16 protein-coding genes and 1 tRNA gene are annotated in these 19,327 nt (G+C 43.9%); 5 read left to right on the top strand and 12 right to left on the bottom strand.

From position 1 onward, the window contains the following. Positions 1 to 113: 113 nt before the first annotated feature. Positions 114 to 299: a hypothetical protein gene (locus J2T19_RS11915; RefSeq protein ID WP_307215910.1), complete on the top strand. Its 186-nt coding sequence runs from the start codon at positions 114 to 116 to the stop codon at positions 297 to 299. A gap of 77 nt (positions 300 to 376) precedes the next feature. Here J2T19_RS11915 and J2T19_RS11910 read toward each other — a convergent pair. Further along, a tRNA-Leu gene (locus J2T19_RS11910) sits at positions 377 to 461 on the bottom strand. Between the two features lie 246 nt (positions 462 to 707). Between J2T19_RS11910 and J2T19_RS11905 the strand changes: the two genes are divergently transcribed. After that, positions 708 to 1,700 carry a Gfo/Idh/MocA family protein gene (locus J2T19_RS11905; RefSeq protein WP_307215908.1) on the top strand — a complete coding sequence of 331 codons (993 nt, stop codon included), beginning with the start codon at positions 708 to 710 and terminating at the stop codon, positions 1,698 to 1,700. A gap of 278 nt (positions 1,701 to 1,978) precedes the next feature. Further along, positions 1,979 to 2,341 (top strand): winged helix-turn-helix transcriptional regulator, encoded by a 363-nt coding sequence (locus J2T19_RS11900; RefSeq protein WP_307215906.1) that lies wholly within the window; start codon positions 1,979 to 1,981, stop codon positions 2,339 to 2,341. Positions 2,342 to 2,387: 46 nt separating this feature from the next. On the opposite strand, the gene J2T19_RS11895 is transcribed toward J2T19_RS11900, so the two are convergent. The 5 genes from J2T19_RS11895 to J2T19_RS11875 form a co-directional block, all read right to left on the bottom strand. Further along, entirely contained in the window at positions 2,388 to 4,001 is a 1,614-nt protein-coding gene (locus J2T19_RS11895; RefSeq protein WP_307215904.1) for a sensor domain-containing diguanylate cyclase, read from the bottom strand. 162 nt (positions 4,002 to 4,163) lie between these two features. After that, positions 4,164 to 4,901 (bottom strand): spermidine synthase, encoded by a 738-nt coding sequence (locus J2T19_RS11890; RefSeq protein WP_307215902.1) that lies wholly within the window; start codon positions 4,899 to 4,901, stop codon positions 4,164 to 4,166. A 135-nt stretch (positions 4,902 to 5,036) separates the two neighbouring features. Then, complete coding sequence (locus J2T19_RS11885) at positions 5,037 to 5,948, bottom strand: LysR family transcriptional regulator (RefSeq protein WP_307215900.1); 912 nt, start codon at positions 5,946 to 5,948, stop codon at positions 5,037 to 5,039. A gap of 4 nt (positions 5,949 to 5,952) precedes the next feature. Beyond that, positions 5,953 to 6,639: a DUF1266 domain-containing protein gene (locus tag J2T19_RS11880; protein WP_307215898.1), complete on the bottom strand. Its 687-nt coding sequence runs from the start codon at positions 6,637 to 6,639 to the stop codon at positions 5,953 to 5,955. Then, positions 6,620 to 9,235 (bottom strand): J domain-containing protein, encoded by a 2,616-nt coding sequence (locus tag J2T19_RS11875; RefSeq protein ID WP_307215896.1) that lies wholly within the window; start codon positions 9,233 to 9,235, stop codon positions 6,620 to 6,622. Before J2T19_RS11875 ends, J2T19_RS11880 begins: the two co-directional genes overlap by 20 nt. 265 nt (positions 9,236 to 9,500) lie before the next feature. Between J2T19_RS11875 and J2T19_RS11870 the strand changes: the two genes are divergently transcribed. Beyond that, positions 9,501 to 10,664, top strand: coding sequence for an oxalate decarboxylase family bicupin (locus tag J2T19_RS11870; protein ID WP_307215894.1), 1,164 nt, complete (start codon positions 9,501 to 9,503; stop codon positions 10,662 to 10,664). Between the two features lie 76 nt (positions 10,665 to 10,740). Continuing rightward, positions 10,741 to 11,880 carry a zinc-dependent alcohol dehydrogenase gene (locus J2T19_RS11865; RefSeq protein WP_056695385.1) on the top strand — a complete coding sequence of 380 codons (1,140 nt, stop codon included), beginning with the start codon at positions 10,741 to 10,743 and terminating at the stop codon, positions 11,878 to 11,880. 181 nt (positions 11,881 to 12,061) lie between these two features. On the opposite strand, the gene J2T19_RS11860 is transcribed toward J2T19_RS11865, so the two are convergent. The 6 genes from J2T19_RS11860 to J2T19_RS11835 form a co-directional block, all read right to left on the bottom strand. After that, positions 12,062 to 12,844: a class I SAM-dependent methyltransferase gene (locus J2T19_RS11860; RefSeq protein WP_307215891.1), complete on the bottom strand. Its 783-nt coding sequence runs from the start codon at positions 12,842 to 12,844 to the stop codon at positions 12,062 to 12,064. Positions 12,845 to 13,074: 230 nt separating this feature from the next. Beyond that, positions 13,075 to 15,042 carry a PTS fructose transporter subunit IIABC gene (locus J2T19_RS11855; protein WP_307215889.1) on the bottom strand — a complete coding sequence of 656 codons (1,968 nt, stop codon included), beginning with the start codon at positions 15,040 to 15,042 and terminating at the stop codon, positions 13,075 to 13,077. Positions 15,043 to 15,121: 79 nt separating this feature from the next. Continuing rightward, positions 15,122 to 16,033 (bottom strand): 1-phosphofructokinase, encoded by a 912-nt coding sequence (gene pfkB / locus J2T19_RS11850; protein WP_307215887.1) that lies wholly within the window; start codon positions 16,031 to 16,033, stop codon positions 15,122 to 15,124. Position 16,034: 1 nt separating this feature from the next. Further along, positions 16,035 to 16,781 (bottom strand): DeoR/GlpR family DNA-binding transcription regulator, encoded by a 747-nt coding sequence (locus J2T19_RS11845; RefSeq protein ID WP_307215885.1) that lies wholly within the window; start codon positions 16,779 to 16,781, stop codon positions 16,035 to 16,037. Positions 16,782 to 17,013: 232 nt separating this feature from the next. Beyond that, positions 17,014 to 17,496 carry a hypothetical protein gene (locus tag J2T19_RS11840; RefSeq protein WP_307215884.1) on the bottom strand — a complete coding sequence of 161 codons (483 nt, stop codon included), beginning with the start codon at positions 17,494 to 17,496 and terminating at the stop codon, positions 17,014 to 17,016. Positions 17,497 to 17,728: 232 nt separating this feature from the next. Continuing rightward, positions 17,729 to 19,153 (bottom strand): flavin-containing monooxygenase, encoded by a 1,425-nt coding sequence (locus tag J2T19_RS11835; protein ID WP_307215882.1) that lies wholly within the window; start codon positions 19,151 to 19,153, stop codon positions 17,729 to 17,731. Positions 19,154 to 19,327 lie beyond the last annotated feature (174 nt).

Below are 19,327 nucleotides of genomic sequence, written 5' to 3'. Positions count from 1 at the left end.
GTCAGCACACCGCCAGAACGTACTAACCTACACAAAAATAATCCAACTTCAGTTCCCGCTAGTTGTGTTGGGTTCATTCCATTCACTACAACACTCAAAAGACAGGTGATCATATGAAATTAGATAAGGATATCGGCATTTCTCTTGGATTTCTAGCCGGAACGACATTTGGCAGTGGGGTCGCTTTTCTCTTTCGTCTCCAAAGCTATGGTGTTATGGGTAGTGTCGCAATCTTTGGAATGATCGGAGCCTTCGCTGGATTATTCATCGCCAAGTATGGGCTCCGTATGAATCGTTGAAGCCAAAATGCAGGCGTAATATAGAAAGACCCGTTCTTTGCTTCATCGCAATGAACGGGTCTTTCTATGAACGTAGATGCGGTCGAGAGGACTCGAACCTCCACGGGGGGTTAGCCCACACGGACCTGAACCGTGCGCGTCTGCCAATTCCGCCACGACCGCATAATATGTAACTTTTCACTATGATGAAAAGCATCCTGACAACAAAGAATCGTTGTGCGGTAATGTAGAGTATACATGTTATGGAAGAAGAATGCAATACGTTTTCATTTGTATAGCAGATAGGACATATGTCCTTTTTAAATATCATAGAATCTCCTATCGTTAGGACAAAATTAGCTTGTATTATCCAATCCGTTTCATCAATGATGTAGACGTTTGGTAATCACAACGAAGGAGCGAGTCACATTGAATCCAATAAAGCTTTATTTTATCGGTGCAGGATTTCATGCATCTACCAATATCTATCCTTCCGCTATTGAAGCTGGAGCCATCATCCAAGGTATTGCTACCCGTAGTTTGGAGCGCTCCCAAGCCGCTCTTCTTCGCTTCGGCAGCATAGGACAGGCTTATGATAATGTACACCTTATGCTTGAGCATGAGGACTGTGACGGGGTCGTTGTCGTGGCACAACCCCAGGATCAAGTTATTCTGACGATGGAATGTATCCGCGCAGGCAAAAATGTCTATGTAGACAAACCACTGGGATGGAATGCAGCAGAAGCGAAGATGGTATCTGACGCGGCCAAGCAAGCTGGAGTGGTGCTCATGGTGGGGTTTATGAAACGTTATGCTCCCGTGTATCTGAAATTAAAAGAGTTGATCGATGGCGGGACACTGGGGAAAGTCCGGTCATTTCAGGTGAGGTTCGCTGTCGATAGCACTCCATTCTGCAAAGATGAAGAACAGTTTATCAAACTTGCGGCCATTCATATGGTGGATCTGATGCGCTTCCTCTTCGGTGAAATGGTGAAGGTTACGGGTACGACAGTTAGGGATGGCGAGCACATCAATCAGAGTATTTCCTTCGTGTTTGACCAAGGCATCGTAGGTAGCGCATATTTCACAGGTATGAGCGCTTGGTCACGTGAGAGTGAGCATGTACTAGTGACATTTGACAACGGATTTGCGTCAGCAGATGAGGTAACTAAACTTACGATTCATTCCTCTCAGACCTTTAATAATCTACCTTGGAAATCTCTAGCGGAGCAGGATATCGTGTACACACCTTCTGCTTCCCCTATGTCTGGAACTCATCGAGACCTTTATCTAAGAGGGTTCGTTGGGGAGATGGTACACTTTACGGAATGTTGCCGCGATCATTCTTTGCCACATTCTAGTGGTCAAGATAATATTAAAACCATGGCATTATGTGACGCAATCCTTTCGGCACTCGTATGACGTTTATACGCTATTCATTAACAACAATCCGTTGAGCATCCCCACACCTACTCAGAAATTATATATTTTTAAACCTCGATGTTTCGCATTGCGAATTTCGGGGTTTTTCCGTTTTTTTCGAGGTCTTATTGGGAAATACATCAATCCCTTATATATCATTGCAGGGTTTATAATGTACCTTAACCATGATATGCTGTCATTAGAAGTATACAGTCTATATAAGGTTGTAGTATCAATATAGGTACTGCATTGCCACCCTTATATTGGAGGTGCAATCCATGAAACAGAATTCCGCTAACCTTTGTCCCAAGCCATATGGTTGTTCTGTAGAAGTCACACTTAGTGTCATTGGGGGAAAGTGGAAAGGCGCTATTTTATATCACCTGTTCTCAGGTGCTTTGCGATTCAATGAGTTACGTAAGTTATTCCCGGATATCACACAGCGGATGCTCACTTTGCAGTTAAGAGAGCTTGAAAATAGCGGTATCGTACACCGAGAGGTGTATCCTCAGGTTCCACCTAAAGTGGAATATTCGTTAACCCCCTTTGGTGAAACGTTAAGGCCGATTATTTACAGCATGCGAGACTGGGGAGAACAATACACGAACGAAGTTATCGCCAAATCACAGCAAGTGGAATAAGGAAAGAAGCTGCTCCGTGCATACGAAGCAGCTTCTTTTTTCTGTTTTATTTCTCTACCGATTGAATGGTGATTGTCCGATTGCGCCCTTCTTCTTTGGCCTGATACAGAGCCGTATCTGCTAAATGAAACAACTCCATCGCTGCCGCTGAATGAATAGGATATTCCGCTATACCTGCCGATATTGTAACAGCTCGATCGATAGGCATTGCGCTATTCTCTACACTGGAACGAATATATTCGGCCACCTGGTAGGCAGTACTTGATTTGGTCTGACGCAGCAGCACGACGAACTCTTCTCCTCCAAAGCGGGAACATACATCCTGAGATCGTACGGCCTGTCGAATCAGTTCAGCAATATGTTTCAACACGATGTCTCCTGTATGATGTCCATACGTATCGTTAATTGACTTGAATCGATCTATATCGATAACGATCAGAGAAAAAGGAATCTCTTCATCGATCCAATGTTGAATAACTTCTTCAAACGTTCTGCGATTCGTCATTCCTGTCAGTACATCCGTTCTAGCATCATACGTTAGCTGATCCGTCTGCTTGCGAAAGCTCGCAAGCGCACCGAGTACGGCTTGTGTAAGAAGGTCAGCCTCACGATTCCAGTGTGGCTTCATCACAGGTAAGTCTACCTTGCCTTGATCCACCCGGTTAACCAAATCTGCAAGAATGACGAAAGGACTGGCTAGTTTACGAGCAACACGAATGACAATTAGAGTCAACACCACAAAAGGGACTGATGTATAGATCAGCAACATGCGAATATGATGGCTAAGCTGGTCGAATACAATCTTGGTTGGTGAGACTACTACAACTCCCCAGCCGGTAGTTGGAACTTTAGTATAACCTGCAAGTGAATCAAGACCCGATAGATTCTTGTACCTTACTTTCCCTTGTTGATCATCTAACAATTTATGTACAACCGTATTGTCACTGACATTCTCACCAATCCGCTCCGTATCGGGGTGAAATAACAGTGTGCCCTTCGCGTCCACGATAAAGAAATAGGAACCGGTACTGGATTTCAACTGACTTCCAAAAGAATGACTTAGAATATTACTCTCTTGCAAATAAATACTCCCACTGACATAACCCTCAAAGGTTTGATTCGAACCAAAAATCGGTTGACTCAAAAATACAATTCTGCGCTGACTAATTGGCGTAACATAAGACTCCGATATATAAGGCGTTCTGGAGTGTAGTGCATTCTTAGCTGCCGTAGAGCTGATATGAAGACCCAGTCTGCCTCCCATTGGCGAGACACCTCGAACAAGTCCCGTTTTATCCACAAGCGTCAAAGAGTTAAAGTAGTTACTGCTACCCCGAATCAGATCCAACGTTCCTCCAATTCTAGCAGTGTCTGTATAGTCCGCATCCGAGAACGAGTGTGCTGCATACTCTAAGCTACTCTGCATGGATTGAAACAATGAATCGAGCGTCTGACTCATCTGTGTAGCACTCGAATAATTGCTAGCCAGTGTGTTATCGATCAATGACTGCTTCTGAGATGTATAAAAAGATATAAAGATAATGGTCAAAGTCATTAAAACAGCGATGGTAACAAGACCGCTCAATAAGACGGTAAGACTAATTTTCTTCACGTTTCTTATTTTGCTTTTTAATGTTGCTGCTTTGTTCTGTGCGGTCATTATTGCTTCCCCCGGTTTTTCTTGAAAAGACATATGTCTCCCATTCTATACGAATGATGTTAAGAAGAAATAAAGAGTTTGTGAAGAATTTACAATAACGTACGATTGAGTGACGATTTAATGAACCCAATTTATTCTTTGAATGGATTACGCAGATCAGATCTAATCCTGAATCACATATCCTTCCCCCAGCTCCTGTTCAACAAATCCTGCCATATGTTTGGTCTGAAAGGCGATCGGCTGATCACTAGCTACAAGAATTCTGTTCTGCTGCTCGTCCTCCGTCTCAACAGGCAATGCAAATGAGCGTGTATAGTCAAATAACTCACATAACGTCGTATGAATTGCATTCACGAGCTGATCATTACCTGCCCGGCCAAATACATTCAGCATGACCATACCATCTGTTCTTAACTTCTCCTTCACAATCTTGAAAAAAGGGATTGAGATGAGCTGTTTAGGAGTCCCCTCAGCTGTAAAAGCATCAACAACGATATAATCATATGCACCAGAAGATTCCTGCTGCAATAATTCACGTCCATCACCAACACTGACATCGTCTCCCGCATAATTAAAGAATGTCCGACTGATCTCTAGCACTTCTTCATCAAGCTCTGCTACCTTTACCTGCTTCTCCGACAAATATGTAGGTAACGTACCAATCCCATGTCCAATGATATAGACAGATTTATAGTTAGACGTATTCCGTTCCATGAGATGTACCATGGCTCTCGGATATTCCAATACGATTCGTTCAGGGCGGTCGAGATCCATTGCCCCCTGAACAGCTTCATTAGAAAACTCCAACACGCGAAAATGTCCTTGCTCTTCATATAAACGCTTCGTGTCATAGACTTTCAGCTCATGCTGTTCACTTTTATTGCGATACAAAACTCTCACCTATATCCATCCTTCCATCATCTATAAAATACTTATTATAGATCAAATTCACATAAGGCACTAATCCACTGAACAAAACTAAAAAACACCGCTCGGATAAACCCCCGAAACGGTGTTTTAACGCCTACATGAACCTTAAGCTTCATTATGTCCGATGGCTTCATGTAATGCTTGTACATACGCAACGCCTAGATTAGACAAGGATGTGCTTTTGTGACTAATCCAACCTACATTGATCGTTTCTTCGCATTCTAATGGAACCGGAATAATCTCATTACCGTTTAAGTCCGCACTAAGCACACCCGTTGAGATCGTATATCCATTCAAGCCAATGAGCAGATTGAACAACGTCGCACGGTCATTGACTTGTATGCTTTTGGGATGAGATAACGTGCTTAGAATTTCTTCAGAAAAATGAAACGAATTGTACTCACCTTGGTCGAATGACAGATAAGGATAATCCTGAAGCTGTTCAATCGCAACGGAAGCTTGCTTCGCAAGCGGGTTCTGCACACTGATGAAGATATGAGGTTTCGCCGTAAACAGGCTCGTAAATACAAGACCTGCATCCTTCAATAATTTATTAATGACCTTCGAATTGAACTCATTCAAATAGAGAATGCCAATTTCACTGCGAAGACTTTTAACGTCCTGAATGATCTCATACGTTTTCGTTTCTCGTAACGCAAGCTCATACTCTTCCTGACCATACTGCTGAACCAGATGAACGAATGCGTTCACTGCGAATGCATAATGCTGAGTGGATACAGAAAAATGCTGCGGAGAGGGCTTCGCATTGAGGTAACGATTCTCCAGCAGCTCTGCCTGCTCCACAACTTGGCGAGCATAACTTAGAAACTCGACACCTTCTTTGGATAGAGAGATACCCTTATTAGTTCGTTCAAAGATCGTAATTCGCAGTTCCTGTTCCAAGTCACGGATCGCATTCGACAGACTCGGCTGGGAAATAAATAACCGCTTGGCCGCTTCATTCATGGAGCCACGTGTGGCAACCTCAATCACATATTTTAATTGTTGTAGTGTCAACGTTTCACCCCTCTCTTTCTAAATCAACTGGTAGAGCAATACTCTCCTCTTCCCAACGCAGTAGATTCCAAGGACTGTCTGTTCGTTTCAATAAAGGTTCGATAAGTGAGAAGTGCTCCAATGCCTCGTGCTCCTCAAAATTCTCATGCCAATATTGTCGTCCAATAATATAAGCAAGTCCAAATTCCGTCCAGCTTGAATACGCTGTTTGAATTCGTTGCGCCATCTCATACATAAATGCCCATGCTGTCTCTTCATCGACATAACCGATCTGCATCGCCATTCGTGTAATCGCTATGGCTCTCCCCCAATCCCATGCGTAAATTCCTGCAGTATTCAGGCGACTGTCGTAAACTTGAATAACCCTGAATTGAGCGCGTCGTTTCTCATCTTTTATGCTACAAATATAGTTCTCTTGCTCCTGATAAGTCATGACGGACAATAGTGCTCGATCTTGATCAAAGCCAGCTTGGTGTCCCCTGTCCTCACGAAAACTTTCCATCTGCCGTTGAAATGATTCTTCATCTCGAATACTCCATCCTCGATTAAGCATCTCCGTGATACCTTCTCTTTTTCCTTCCAATATATCAATATCGTATCCTGCAGCGAAGTCCAACCCATTCGCCTCAAGTAAGATGGCTCCTGCTGCCAATGTCCACTGCTGTCTTGTATCAAGCAAAGAATGCATCATTGAATACCTCCACGTTATAATACGGTCTAAGCTCTTCATCATTCAAAAGATCCGGGAATTGCAGAGGCTCCGTCTGTTTCAGTCCACCCTGGAATACATTAAACTTGAGCTTATTGAACCATGCTCCACGGTGACTCAGACGTTCCTCGATATCTCGAAGACGTGCAATATAATCGGCATGATGAGGTCGATCTGCCACAGCTTCTTTTGCATAAGCAAGTGCTTGCTCTCCTTGTCCAAGATGCATATAGGTCAGGCTTAGCAAACTACATGTATCCCCTCGCAAACCAAATTCGTAAGCACGAGTGAGCATTTTGCGAGCGACATCGTATTTACGTGCTTCATATAAATGTAATCCACCATAAAAGTAGCTGTAACCGTCAATCTTAGTAGGTTCTACCGTTTTATAATAATGCACGATTGCAGTGTCTAGCTCTTCCCACCGTCTCTGTTCTGCCAAGATACGAATCATCTGCAGAAGTGCCCATGGATTCTGAGGCTCTTTATTTTGGATCTTGCGAATCCATACCGCCGCTTCCTCAAATTTACGTTCTGCAAGCAGACAGATGGCAATCATTTTAGGTAACATGGAGGCATCCAATAATTCATGATGAAGCGCCAAGTAGAAATCATGAGCAATGTTCCAGTTTTTTCGAGCAAAATATAAATCTGCCGCCAAACCAAGAGCCTCTTCTTTGTACGATGTGTCACCCGAATTCAAATAGAGATCAATTGTAGACAATGTAAGGTCAATTTTGCTCTGTCTTTGATAGGTTTTGAACAGGTAATACAACGTATTTGGATCATCCTCGATGCTCAAGCATGTTTGGAAACATTGGATCGCATCTTCTAACCTATCAACGTTCATATAAGAAATGCCAAGGTATTGATAGAGACTGGCAGTTTCATTACCTTCGTTTATATATGTCTCAAAATGAGATACCGCCTGATCATACTGTTCTAAATTATAGTAACTAAACGCTAATCCATGATCATACCCTGTGCCGCCCTTTAATGTTCTAGCCTGCAAATAATTCGTAATTGACTGTTCATACTGATCCAACATCCGATAGGCTTCACCGAGAAAATAATAGACCGCAGGCTCCTCTGACATGTATTCTTTCAGGATGAAGCAATCTGGTATCATTTCCTCAAAGTGGTCGAGGTCATGATTAACCTTTGTGCGTAAATATAAAGCTTCTTGATGAATAGAATCCTCTTCTGTCGCAATGTTGACTGCCTGATTAAGGTAATGTAATGCAAGATTGAGATCCACCTCGTATGCGATTTGGGCAGCCGAAAACCAAGCGTTACTGCTTAACTGCACCTTGGGATCAAATCCTGCAAACATGGACAACACCTTGTCTGATCGTTTCCTTACAAGATAAAGCTCGATCAGCTCCTCAATCTGCTCCGTTACAAGGAAACGATTATCTTGAAGCTCAGCTTCCAAACTTGCAATGCGCTCTAGCTCATATTCATTTCGAACCTGCCATAGTCGAATGCGTAGTTCAAGATCCGCTGGGAAGCGCTCTAACGCTGTTTGATATAAATCAATAACCTCACGATTGCGTCCCAGTAGAGCCAGACATTGCGCTGCAGACGATAGTGCTGGACTGTAGATCACTGGCTCCGCAGCTTCCGATAATTGCATGTTTACAGATAACGCTTCTTCCGTGTGCCCAGTCTTCAGTAACATGTCTGCCAAGTGGCGCAGAATTTGAGGATCATCGGGAGATATAACAGCAAGTCTTGAATACATATGGAGTGCGGTCTCCCAGTCCTCCACGTTGATCGAATATCTTCCAATTAAACGTAACAATACGGGATCTTGTTCGTACAGCTCATATGCTCTGCCCAGCATCTCATGCGCAATATTCAAGTCTTGATGGATAAGTGCCCGCCTTGCATATTCACGGAGATATAGATATTCATCTACCTGTAGTCCCTCTGCAACAACCTGTTGCAAGTGTTCAAGGTGCAAATCGTACGGGCTATGACACTGGTAATGAACATGACCAAGGAAAGATGAAGAGAATCGCTCATTTAACTGAAATTCATTTTCTGTCCAGTCAAATGTCTCATCCAGCAACCTCCATACCGAGATTGGCAGCCAGTTACGTTCACTCAGAACCATTAACAATTCCGTTTGCAAAATCTCCCGAACCTGTATGCTCCAGAATCGCTCGTCTTCCACAAGCTGCAACCAAAGGTCATAACGAATGCGAGAATCAAAATTATCGTAAAGCTTAATCGTTCTATCTATAAAATGCTTCACTGCCTCTACGACTGGATCTTCCTGCTTCGGAGTGCCCATCGTCAGGTCTTCTATATGTATATCTTGTAATGGATCTGCTCCAGCTTTTGTGATGTGATCTGCATAATCTGTACGGTCATTCTCTAATTGTATCTCTGTGGTTGAAGCAATCATGCCCGTTGATGCCATCTTCCTAGCTTGCTCATAGGCTGCTCGAAGCTTCTTGAAGCCTTCTGGATTGTCTTCGGGATGATTATGTTTTAATTGTGACGTGTACGCCTTCCTAATTATGCTTAAATCTTCGGTAGGTTCAATACCGAGTATGCCCCAGTAGTCCATGATGTTGTTCCCTTCTATTCTAAAATTCTTGACCATCTACAATCTACTTACTGCTCACTATATTAAACACTTTTACTCCTCCTAATATATCATATTTAGAGTAAACTCAGCTTCTTTGCTAAGGTCTGCTTCATGTCTTTTTACTAATGTCCTACATATTCTACAAGCCCTACTTCATAGGTGTAAGAAAGACATCGACAATAGATGGATATCAGGTTTGTAGAATGTATCCTAATGTACATAAGTCAAGGAGGAATCGTTCGTTATGAGCAGAGGAACACAAAAGCATGGTAAGCCATTCATTGTACCCCAGCCGATACGCAAAGATGGTGCAGGCGGGCCAGATCGTGGGCCGCGTGATGTGATGAGAGATCTGCAAAATCCGGATATGCTCGTACCTCCATCGACAGATAACGGATTGTTGCCCAATCTGAGAATGTCCTTCTCTGATACACATATGCAATTGAATCATGGCGGATGGTCACGCGAGATCACGGTTCGGGATCTTCCAATTGCAACGACGCTTGCAGGCGTTAATATGAGCCTCACCCCTGGAGGCGTAAGGGAGCTTCACTGGCATCAACAATCGGAGTGGGCTTATATGATTCTAGGTACCGCACGAATTACATCCGTTGATCAGAATGGTCGCAATTTCATCGCTGATGTTGGTCCAGGCGATCTATGGTTTTTCCCCAAGGGTGTACCTCATTCCATTCAGGGACTAGACGAGGGCTGTGAATTTTTACTCGTATTCGATGATGGAGCCTTCTCAGATCTCAACACGCTGTCCATTTCCGATTGGTTTGCACATACGCCGCCTGACGTATTGTCTCTGAATTTCGGTGTATCTGAAGCCGCATTTGAAGGCATGCCGGCAGAACAGGTGTATATTTTTCAAGATCAGGTTCCCGGTTCTCTTGCAAGTCAGGAAGTACAGTCACCCTACGGAACCGTTCCTCTGTCCTTCAAGCATCGTTTGTTAGCTCAGACACCGATCATCACTCCTGGAGGAAGTGTGCGAATTGTAGATTCGAGTAACTTCCCCATCTCCACAACGGTAGCAGCCGCACTGGTTGAGATTAAGCCTGGAGGGATGCGTGAACTTCATTGGCACCCCAATGCAGATGAATGGCAATATTATTTGACTGGGCAAGGGCGAATGACTGTTTTTGGAGGCAATGGTATTGCGCGTACATTTGACTATCGGGCTGGAGATGTAGGGTATGTTCCTGTAGCCATGGGGCATTATATCCAGAATACGGGTAAGGACACACTATGGTTTTTGGAGATTTTCAGAAGCGATCGTTTCGAAGATATTTCACTTAATCAATGGATGGCATTAACCCCACGGGAGCTGGTTCGGGATAATCTGAATGCTTCTGCTGAACTGCTCAACGCTTTACGTAAACAGAAATGGCCTGTCGTCTAAACGATCGATATTATTTTTTAGATTAGAAATTATTGGGTAAAGAAGAGAGAAATCAACTTTAAGGAGGAATTTTGCAATGAGAGCTGTTACGTTTCAAGGTATTAAGGATATTCAGGTGAAGCAGGTTGAAGATCCACGTTTGGAACAAAAGGATGACATTATCGTTCGCATTACCTCCACCGCCATATGTGGGTCTGATCTTCATATCTATCAGGGAGCCCTTCCTGCCCAGAAAGATTATGTTATTGGTCATGAACCGATGGGGATTGTGGAAGAGGTTGGTCCCGAAGTAACAAAGGTAAAAAAAGGAGATCGCGTCGTTTTGCCTTTTAACGTCTCCTGCGGAGAGTGCTTCTACTGTAACCACGACATGGAGAGTCAATGCGATAATTCCAATGGGAACCCGGAAATTCATACTGGTGGTTATCTCGGTTTTACCGATCGTTATGGTAACTATCCCGGAGGGCAGGCAGAACTCCTGCGTGTACCTTATGGGAATTTCATGCCATTTGTCATTCCTGAATCATGTGAACTGGAGGATGAGGCACTACTGTTCTTATCTGATGTGCTCCCTACGGCATACTGGAGTGTAGAGAACGCTGGCGTCAAACCTGGGGATACCGTTACTGTGCTAGGAAGTGGCCCCATCGGGCTCATGACACAGAAATTCGCTTGGATGAAGGGTGCTAAGCGAGTAATCGCTGTGGATCGCCTTCCCTACCGATTGGACAAGGCCAAACGCATGAATGATGCAGAAGTGTACAATTTCGAAGAGTACGATGATATGGGCGAGTACATCCGTGAAATCACTCAGGGAGGTACTGACGTTGTTATTGACTGTGTGGGTATGGACGGCAAAAAATCGACGCTTGAGGAAATTGGGCAAAAGCTTAAACTTCATGGCGGTTCCCTCGGAGCCATTGAGATTGGGATGAAGGCCGTGCGGAAATTCGGTACACTTCATCTTACCGGCGTCTACGGTTCCTCCTACAACATGTTCCCTCTTGGGAATCTGTTCGAACGAAATATTAATATTAAAATGGGACAAGCTCCCGTTATTCACTATATGCCAGAATTGTTCCGCAAAATTACGGCTGGGGAATTCGATCCAACGGAAATCATCTCCCACCGTATTGCGCTAGAAAATGCCAGCGAAGCCTACAAAATCTTCAACGATCATGAAGACGAGTGTACCAAAGTCATCTTAAAACCATAATTCAGATGTATCTTATGACACATCATTAGATATGAACTCCACCCCCAAATAGGTAGGCGCCCCATACAGTTTGATGGGCACGTCTACCTATTTTTTCGGAGAACTAAAATAAATAAGTTAAATACCTAAGACATTCAAACGATGATGACCCTGTGCACCCGTTGAATAGACTCCTCCACAACTACAGAGGTTTACGAGCCTGAATGTACACACTTTCTCCCTCGAAGCTTAACAGGTTCCCAGCCTCTGATGTCTCAAGCTTAAAGTACTTATGAACCTGATCTCCAGCTTGTAACATGCTCAGTTCCAACTCTCTCATCGCCTCTGCTGGCAATGCAGCACGCTCACACCAATCCGTAAACTGGAAAGGCTTCTCAAAAGTCACCATAGCGTCGATCCTGAAGCCTGCCTTTTCAAGCATTGAGATCCATTCTGATTTACGCCATGCACGACCGTGACTTGGATCACGCCATTTCTCAATATCATTATAAAAACGGTCATACACATCGCTCTCAGGTGCAACGTTATCAATGAGCAGCAACTTGCCACCTGGCTTCAAGACCCGTAGTGATTCTTTAACGAAAGCAGTAACGTCTGGAAAATGATGTGCAGCAATCCGAGAGGTTACGCGATCAAAGGTATTGTCCGGGAAGGGAAGCTGCTCCGCATCGCCTGCTACAAACTCAACATTGGTGTGTCCGTTCCCGTGGATAAATTGCTGTGCTACCTGCAACATTTCCTCGGTTAGATCTAATGCAGTTACTCGGCTCACAAGCGGTGCCAACGCGTTCGCAACGTGCCCTCCACCTGTAGCAATATCAAGCACGTGCATCGAAGAATTCACTTCGGACGATGCAACCAACCATGCTAGATCCTCACCTTTGGCATGCCGAGCACTCGTGACATATTTGTACGCATTACTAGCAAATTGCTTCTGAACCTGTCCTTTAATCTCATTAGACATAAACTCTCCTCCATTCCATTTGATCTAACTTCCTCGAAATTTAAACATTAATACATTTTCTTTTTCCTTTTCGCTCTATAGGTTTCATTAGGTGAAACTTAGTTTCATTAAACTACCATTAAATCATAACATACACCTAAAGGAGTGACAATCAAAAAAGAGCATCTTCCGAGTACACGTTACTCAGAAAATGCTCTTATCTTGATTCATAACTTAGAATTGAATTTTATTTATTTTACAACCTTAGGCAATTTCGACTTCCACAATCCCAGAATGAGACCCGAGATCACTGCACCAATTGCTACTGCAAGCAAGAACAACAGGGCGTGGTTTGCCAAAAATGCAACGAAGATTCCACCGTGTGGAGCCGGTACGTTAATGTTCCATAATTGTGTCAGTCCACCCGCAACAGCCGAACCAAGGATACAGGAGGTCAATACACGAAGCGGATCTGCAGCTGCGAATGGAATCGCACCTTCTGTAATGAACGAGAAGCCCAATACATAGTTCGTCAAACCAGATTTACGTTCTTGATCTGTAAACTTAGATTTGAAGAATGTTGTCGCCAGAGCAATTGCCAGTGGCGGTACCATCCCGCCTGCCATAACAGCAGCCATCCAAGCACCATCTGTGTTACCACTGGATGTGAAGACACCAATTGCAAAGGTATATGCGGCTTTATTGAATGGTCCACCCATATCAATAGACATCATGCCACCGAGTAACAAGCCAAGCAATACCGCATTACCTGTACCAATATTGCCAAGTGCATCGACAAGCCATGTGTTCAGAGATCCGAAGATTGGATCAAAGATATAGTAACTCACTGCACCAACAATCAATAGACCAAGCACAGGGTACAACAGAATTGGTTTCAGACCATCAATAGCTTTTGGCAATCCTTTGAGTGCTTTGCGCAGCCCAATGATGACATAACCTGCAAGGAAACCGGCAGCAAGTCCGCCAAGGAAACCAGCATTAGAGTTCACGGCCATCAAACCACCGACCATACCTGGCATTAACGCTGGACGATCACCAATACTCATCGCGATAAAACCAGCTAACACAGGGATTAAGAAGTGGAATGCACCTGTGCTACCACCGATCGTTTGCAGCAATTGTACAAGCGGGTTTTCCGGGCTTGCAATTTGCTCAATCAGGAAGGAAATTGCCAGCAGGATACCGCCACCCACGACGAATGGAAGCATGTGAGAGATCCCGTTCATCAGGTCTTTGTAGATTTTGCTACCTACACTCATTTTACCTGCTGCAGCTTCGTCACTCTTACCCGCTGCACCCTGGCTACGATAGATCGGTGCATCGCCGTTAACGGCCTTACGAATCAGTTCTTCGGATTTGCGGATACCGTCACTTACAGGTCTTTGCAGAACAGGCTTTCCATCAAAACGAGCCATCTCTACATTTTTGTCTGCTGCCACGATAACGCCTTTGGCACGCGCAATTTCATCAGCAGTCAGAACATTCTGAGCACCTTCGGAACCATTCGTCTCTACTCGGATGTTAATGCCCATCTCTTGCGCTTTTTTCTTCAGTGCATCTTCTGCCATAAATGTGTGGGCGATCCCCGTTGGACACGCCGTAACCGCAACGACAAAGTCTTCGGAGTTAGCATTTCCAACGATCACACCAGAGGTTTGCTCTTTGTTAGCTGATGCAGTAGCTGCAGCTGCGGCTGCCTTCTCTGCTTTTGCTTTCTCTTTAGCTTCCTCTTTCTTCGCCTCTTCAGCTTGCTTAGCATCGAACAACGCGCTAACTTCTGCCGGTGTATCCGTGCTCATCAATTGCGAGATGAAATCGCTATCAATCAACAACCTGGAAAGTGCAGCAAGTGTACGCAGATGAGTATTACCCGCACCTTCTGGTGCTGCAATCATGAAAAACACATGCGCTGGCTCGTCATCAAGAGCAGCAAAGTCAAGACCTTTACGGCTTTTTGCAAATACAACCGTTGGTTCATTGACTGCGGATGTTTTGGCATGTGGCATAGCAATACCGCCGCCAATTCCGGTGCTGGATTCAGCTTCACGTTTATAAATCATCTCTTTGAACAAAACAGGATCGTTGATTCGTCCACTTTTGTTCAGACTGGCAATCAATTCATCAATGGCTTCATCCTTTGTTGTCGCTTGTAAATCCATGATCATCGTTTCTTGGATCATCAGATCTGTTATTCTCATTTTGGTACACTCCCTTAGGTTCAGTCGACCTGCATTCGCAGGCCGATCATGTATACAATGTAAACCTTCTGTTGTTCAACTACAGTTTAGTAATGCTGACTTGCGTGCGTAATTCATCAATAAGTTCTCTCGTCGCAAGATCATCAGAGAACGCAGTAGCACTACCAGATGCAACACCTGTACGAAATGCTTCAAGCAGATCCCCGTTCAAAACGTAAGTACCCACAAATCCACCAATCATGGAATCTCCTGCACCAACCGAGTTTTTCACAACTCCCTTGGGAACATTGGCATGATGAACTTCTTCCTGTGTGATGAATAATGCTCCTTCACCAGCCATGGAAATAAGCACATGTTTAGCGCCTGCTTCTAATATTCTGCGACCATAGGTTATGAGTTCTTCACGAGTTTCAATCTTCACGCCGAACAGTTCTGCAAGTTCATGATGATTCGGCTTGACAAGCAACGGTTCATGGACAAGAGCATCCATTAATGCCTTACCTGTCGTATCAATAACGAATTCAGCGCCAGCTTGTTTACATACCTTGATCAAACGATCATAAAAATCGGCTCCCAGCGCAGGTGGAACACTTCCCGACAGAATTACGACATCCCCTTGCTGCAGTCCTGACATCTTCTGAAGCAATTGTTCTGACTCTTCAGAGCTAATCGCAGGTCCAAGTCCGTTGATCTCTGTCTCTTCACCATGCTTCAGCTTGATATTGATGCGTGTGTCATCTGCAATGGTAACAAAGTCAGTACGGATCGCTTCTTCCTGCAATCGATCATTAATGAAACGTCCTGTGAATCCACCAAGAAATCCAAATGCTGTGTTCGTGGCACCAAGCTGATTAAGAATGCGTGATACGTTAATGCCTTTACCACCCGGAAGTTTCAAGTCCCGGTTCATTCGATTCAGTCCACCAAGTTTCAGATCATGCACTTCCACGATATAATCGATGGAAGGATTAAGTGTTAACGTATATATCATGTTATCCCTCGATTATTTTAGTTTTCTGGGCGATTAAGTGCCGCCAGTGTTCTGGTACCTGCTCCGTAATCAGATCTGCCTCTTCCAAATCAAACAATTTGGCAAAAGTAATTTCCCCGATTTTGCTGGAATCAGCCAGTACGTAAGATTTCCCCGACAACTGATGTGCACGCCTTTTAATCAAGGCTTCCTCCGGATCAGGAGTTGTATACCCCATTTCGGGATCTACCCCGTTCGTTCCAAGGAAACATTTATCGAAGCGGAAGTTATCCATGTTCTGCAACGCAATACTACCAATAACAGCTTTTGTATGGATTTTCATCATGCCGCCTAGCAGATAGCTACGAATCCGCTTGCTTACTAAGGCTTCCACATGAGATAGTCCATTTGTCACAACGGTGACATCCTTCGCTTCAATAAAAGGAATCATAGCAAGGGTCGTTGTCCCTGCATCGAGATAAACACATTCGCCATTTTGGATTTCCTGTGCAGCCAAACGAGCAATCGACACCTTTTGTTGGATGTTTTTGAACGTTTTTTCTTCCATACCAGGTTCCAATGACTTCTCATTGACCAATGCAGCACCGCCATGAATTCGTTTGAGCATTTGACGACTTTCCAAATCGATAAGATCACGCCTGATTGTTGATTCAGAGGCTCCAAGCACATCGACAAGCTCCTGTAATTTCACAATTCCCTGTAAATGTAAGCGCTCTATAATTGCAGCATATCGTTCTTCAGTCAGCATCTTCATTCCTCCAACTGCTTCTATAGTATCATAAATTCAGTAAAAAACAATCATTTTCATTCAAAATAATTTATAAACCTTCAAAATCATGCAATTTTCGCCGATCTAACCTTTCAATATTGAACCATATTCACCCAAAACGTTCAAATTCATTCAAATGCTAATTATTGATTCTATATTAGAACGATAAAAATCCTGAAATGCAACATTCTGCTGCACTGCAGGATTTCCCTTATCCATTCATCTGCGGTTTAGGCTTAAGCCACTGCCCCTCTTCATTGATGAACGCACCTTTATAACGTCCCATCTCTAGTTGCTCAATCAGCTTACCCTCGTCGATTGCCAAAATTTCTGCCAACTGGGCTGACGTGTAATATTGATTCGGATCGTAGTTTATAAGTATAGGCACAGCAGTATCATATAATTCTCTGATCAAATTCTCGAATGAACTTCGTCCAAGGTTCTCCATATTCTTGAAATCATTCAAGTGTTGAGACACCAGATTGTGAAACGACTTATTCCCCAGATTCATCCATACGGTATTACATGCCTGGACACTCATGTAGTTTTTCTCTACGTCGAAAAATTGAACCTCTTCAATCTTCATATACTTTTCTTGAAAGGCAACGATTTTAATTATCGGTACATTACGCTGCCGCGATGCTTTTTTTATATGTGCTCTGAACTGTTCATAACTCATTTCAACCTCAACCATGTCTAGTACAACCACCTGCCTTCTAACGTGTTCCAATCGACATTTTACAACAAATCGTCGGGAAGTGTAAGATTATCACACAAAAAAAAGCAAAAAAACGTATGCTGATGCCTCGCACACGTTTAGTATACTCAACCGCAAGTATTCTGGATTTGTTGGAAATTATCAATAATCTGAGTTTTCAAACAGACCTAAATCACTCTGCGAATGTGCCTAAAGTGTTCATAGGTGCTCATTTCAGCGCAGCATTCTCTGCCCATGTGGCTGTGAACTCCTGTTCATTATAAGCAAAAAAGCGTTGTAATATCATATCTCGATCGTCCAAAAAGAGCTGATCCGCTATGGCGGAAACTAACTTGGGGATTGCACTTCTGGTTCCCGAGATAGCCGAAGCGGATAAACCGCAGCTTGCCAGTGCAGAATAATTAAACACAAAGAGTCCGTGTAACTGAGAAGCTCCCTCCTCATCTCGACTTGTCAACGCAAAGCCTGAGGTTAAATAAGGATGGGCATCAAGTAAGGCATTGCGATGTTCTACAGGTGGCTCATAACGATCTGCCCAGCGTGCAATATGTCCTTCAACTAATCGCAGTTCTGGACGAAGAGCCGGATCACTAAGTAAGCCTGTGCTAACCACAAGAAAATCAAACGTAAAGGTACCTTGCTCCGTTGTAACCATTGCTTTATCATTTTGAGCCTCGACTTGCTGCCATGTTGAGTTCAGATGTAGTCTGAATCCTGGCCAGACCGCTGCTCGATTGAACGTATCATTCGTTGGCGGCTGATTAAATTTAAAAAAATGGGAGATAACTGCATATTTATCTGACGTAGACAGGGCATGGAAGCGTTCAATCATCCCCGACTGTTCCATCTGACGAATCGGATTCACGCGCGGAAGCTGTTCTCGTCGTACAAATACATGAGCTTCTGCCACACCAGCAGCAAGCGCATAACTCGCATTATCAAAGGCGGAGGCACCTCCGCCAAGCACAGCAATCTTTTTCCCCTTTAATCGTTCAAAATCAATCGCTTCAGAAGTATGTGCATACAGCTCCCGAGACAGCTTATCCGCAATCATCGGCGGCACATGCCACTCACCGCCACCCTGTATTCCAGTCGCGAGCACCACCTTACGTGCAAAAAGGAAATCTTTCGTTCCAGCTCTATTCACCTGAAGTCGGTATATCCCATGCTCCATAGGCTCAATAAGTGTCAATTTCGCCTCATTCATCACTGGCAGTTTCAATACTTCCCGGTACCAACGTAAATAGTTCATCCAATCTCCTCGAGGAATTTTGTCTACTTCTTCCCAGCTCTCACGCCCAGTCTGCGCCTCCCACCAGGAACGAAAGGTTAAGGACGGGATGCCCAGATCAATGGAGGTCAGATGTTTGGGTGTTCGTAACGTAACCATACGTGCATAAGTTTCCCAAGGGCCTTCAAATCCAGCTACATTCTCGTCAATAACAACAATGTTGGAGATTCGTTCACGAAGAAGTCCAAACGCAGCTCCTAGTCCACTCTGCCCCCCGCCCACAATGACAACATCGTAGACATGGCCTTCTGTATGTTGTTTTGCACATGTCCAGTCCGCACCACCATAAGACAAACAAGCAAGATCATGCATAACACGTTCATTCAAAGCTTCAAGGCTCACAACTCATCAACCCTCTCCTGGTACCCTTATGAACTATTTTCCGATCGTTTTTCATTGTTAGTTTATTGTTCATTTATTGTTCGTTTTGTTGATTATTCTCGTCACTTCTCATGTCCTTATGGAAATAGATTAGCGTTATTATATGAGTTGTGAAGCTTCATTTGAAGTTGATGG

Origin of the sequence: Paenibacillus tundrae, assembly GCF_030812775.1 — a bacterium.
GTDB classification, from domain to species: Bacteria; Bacillota; Bacilli; order Paenibacillales; family Paenibacillaceae; genus Paenibacillus; species Paenibacillus tundrae_A.
The sequence above is the reverse complement of the archived record's forward strand: the minus strand, read 5'-3'. Positions and strand labels throughout refer to the sequence as shown.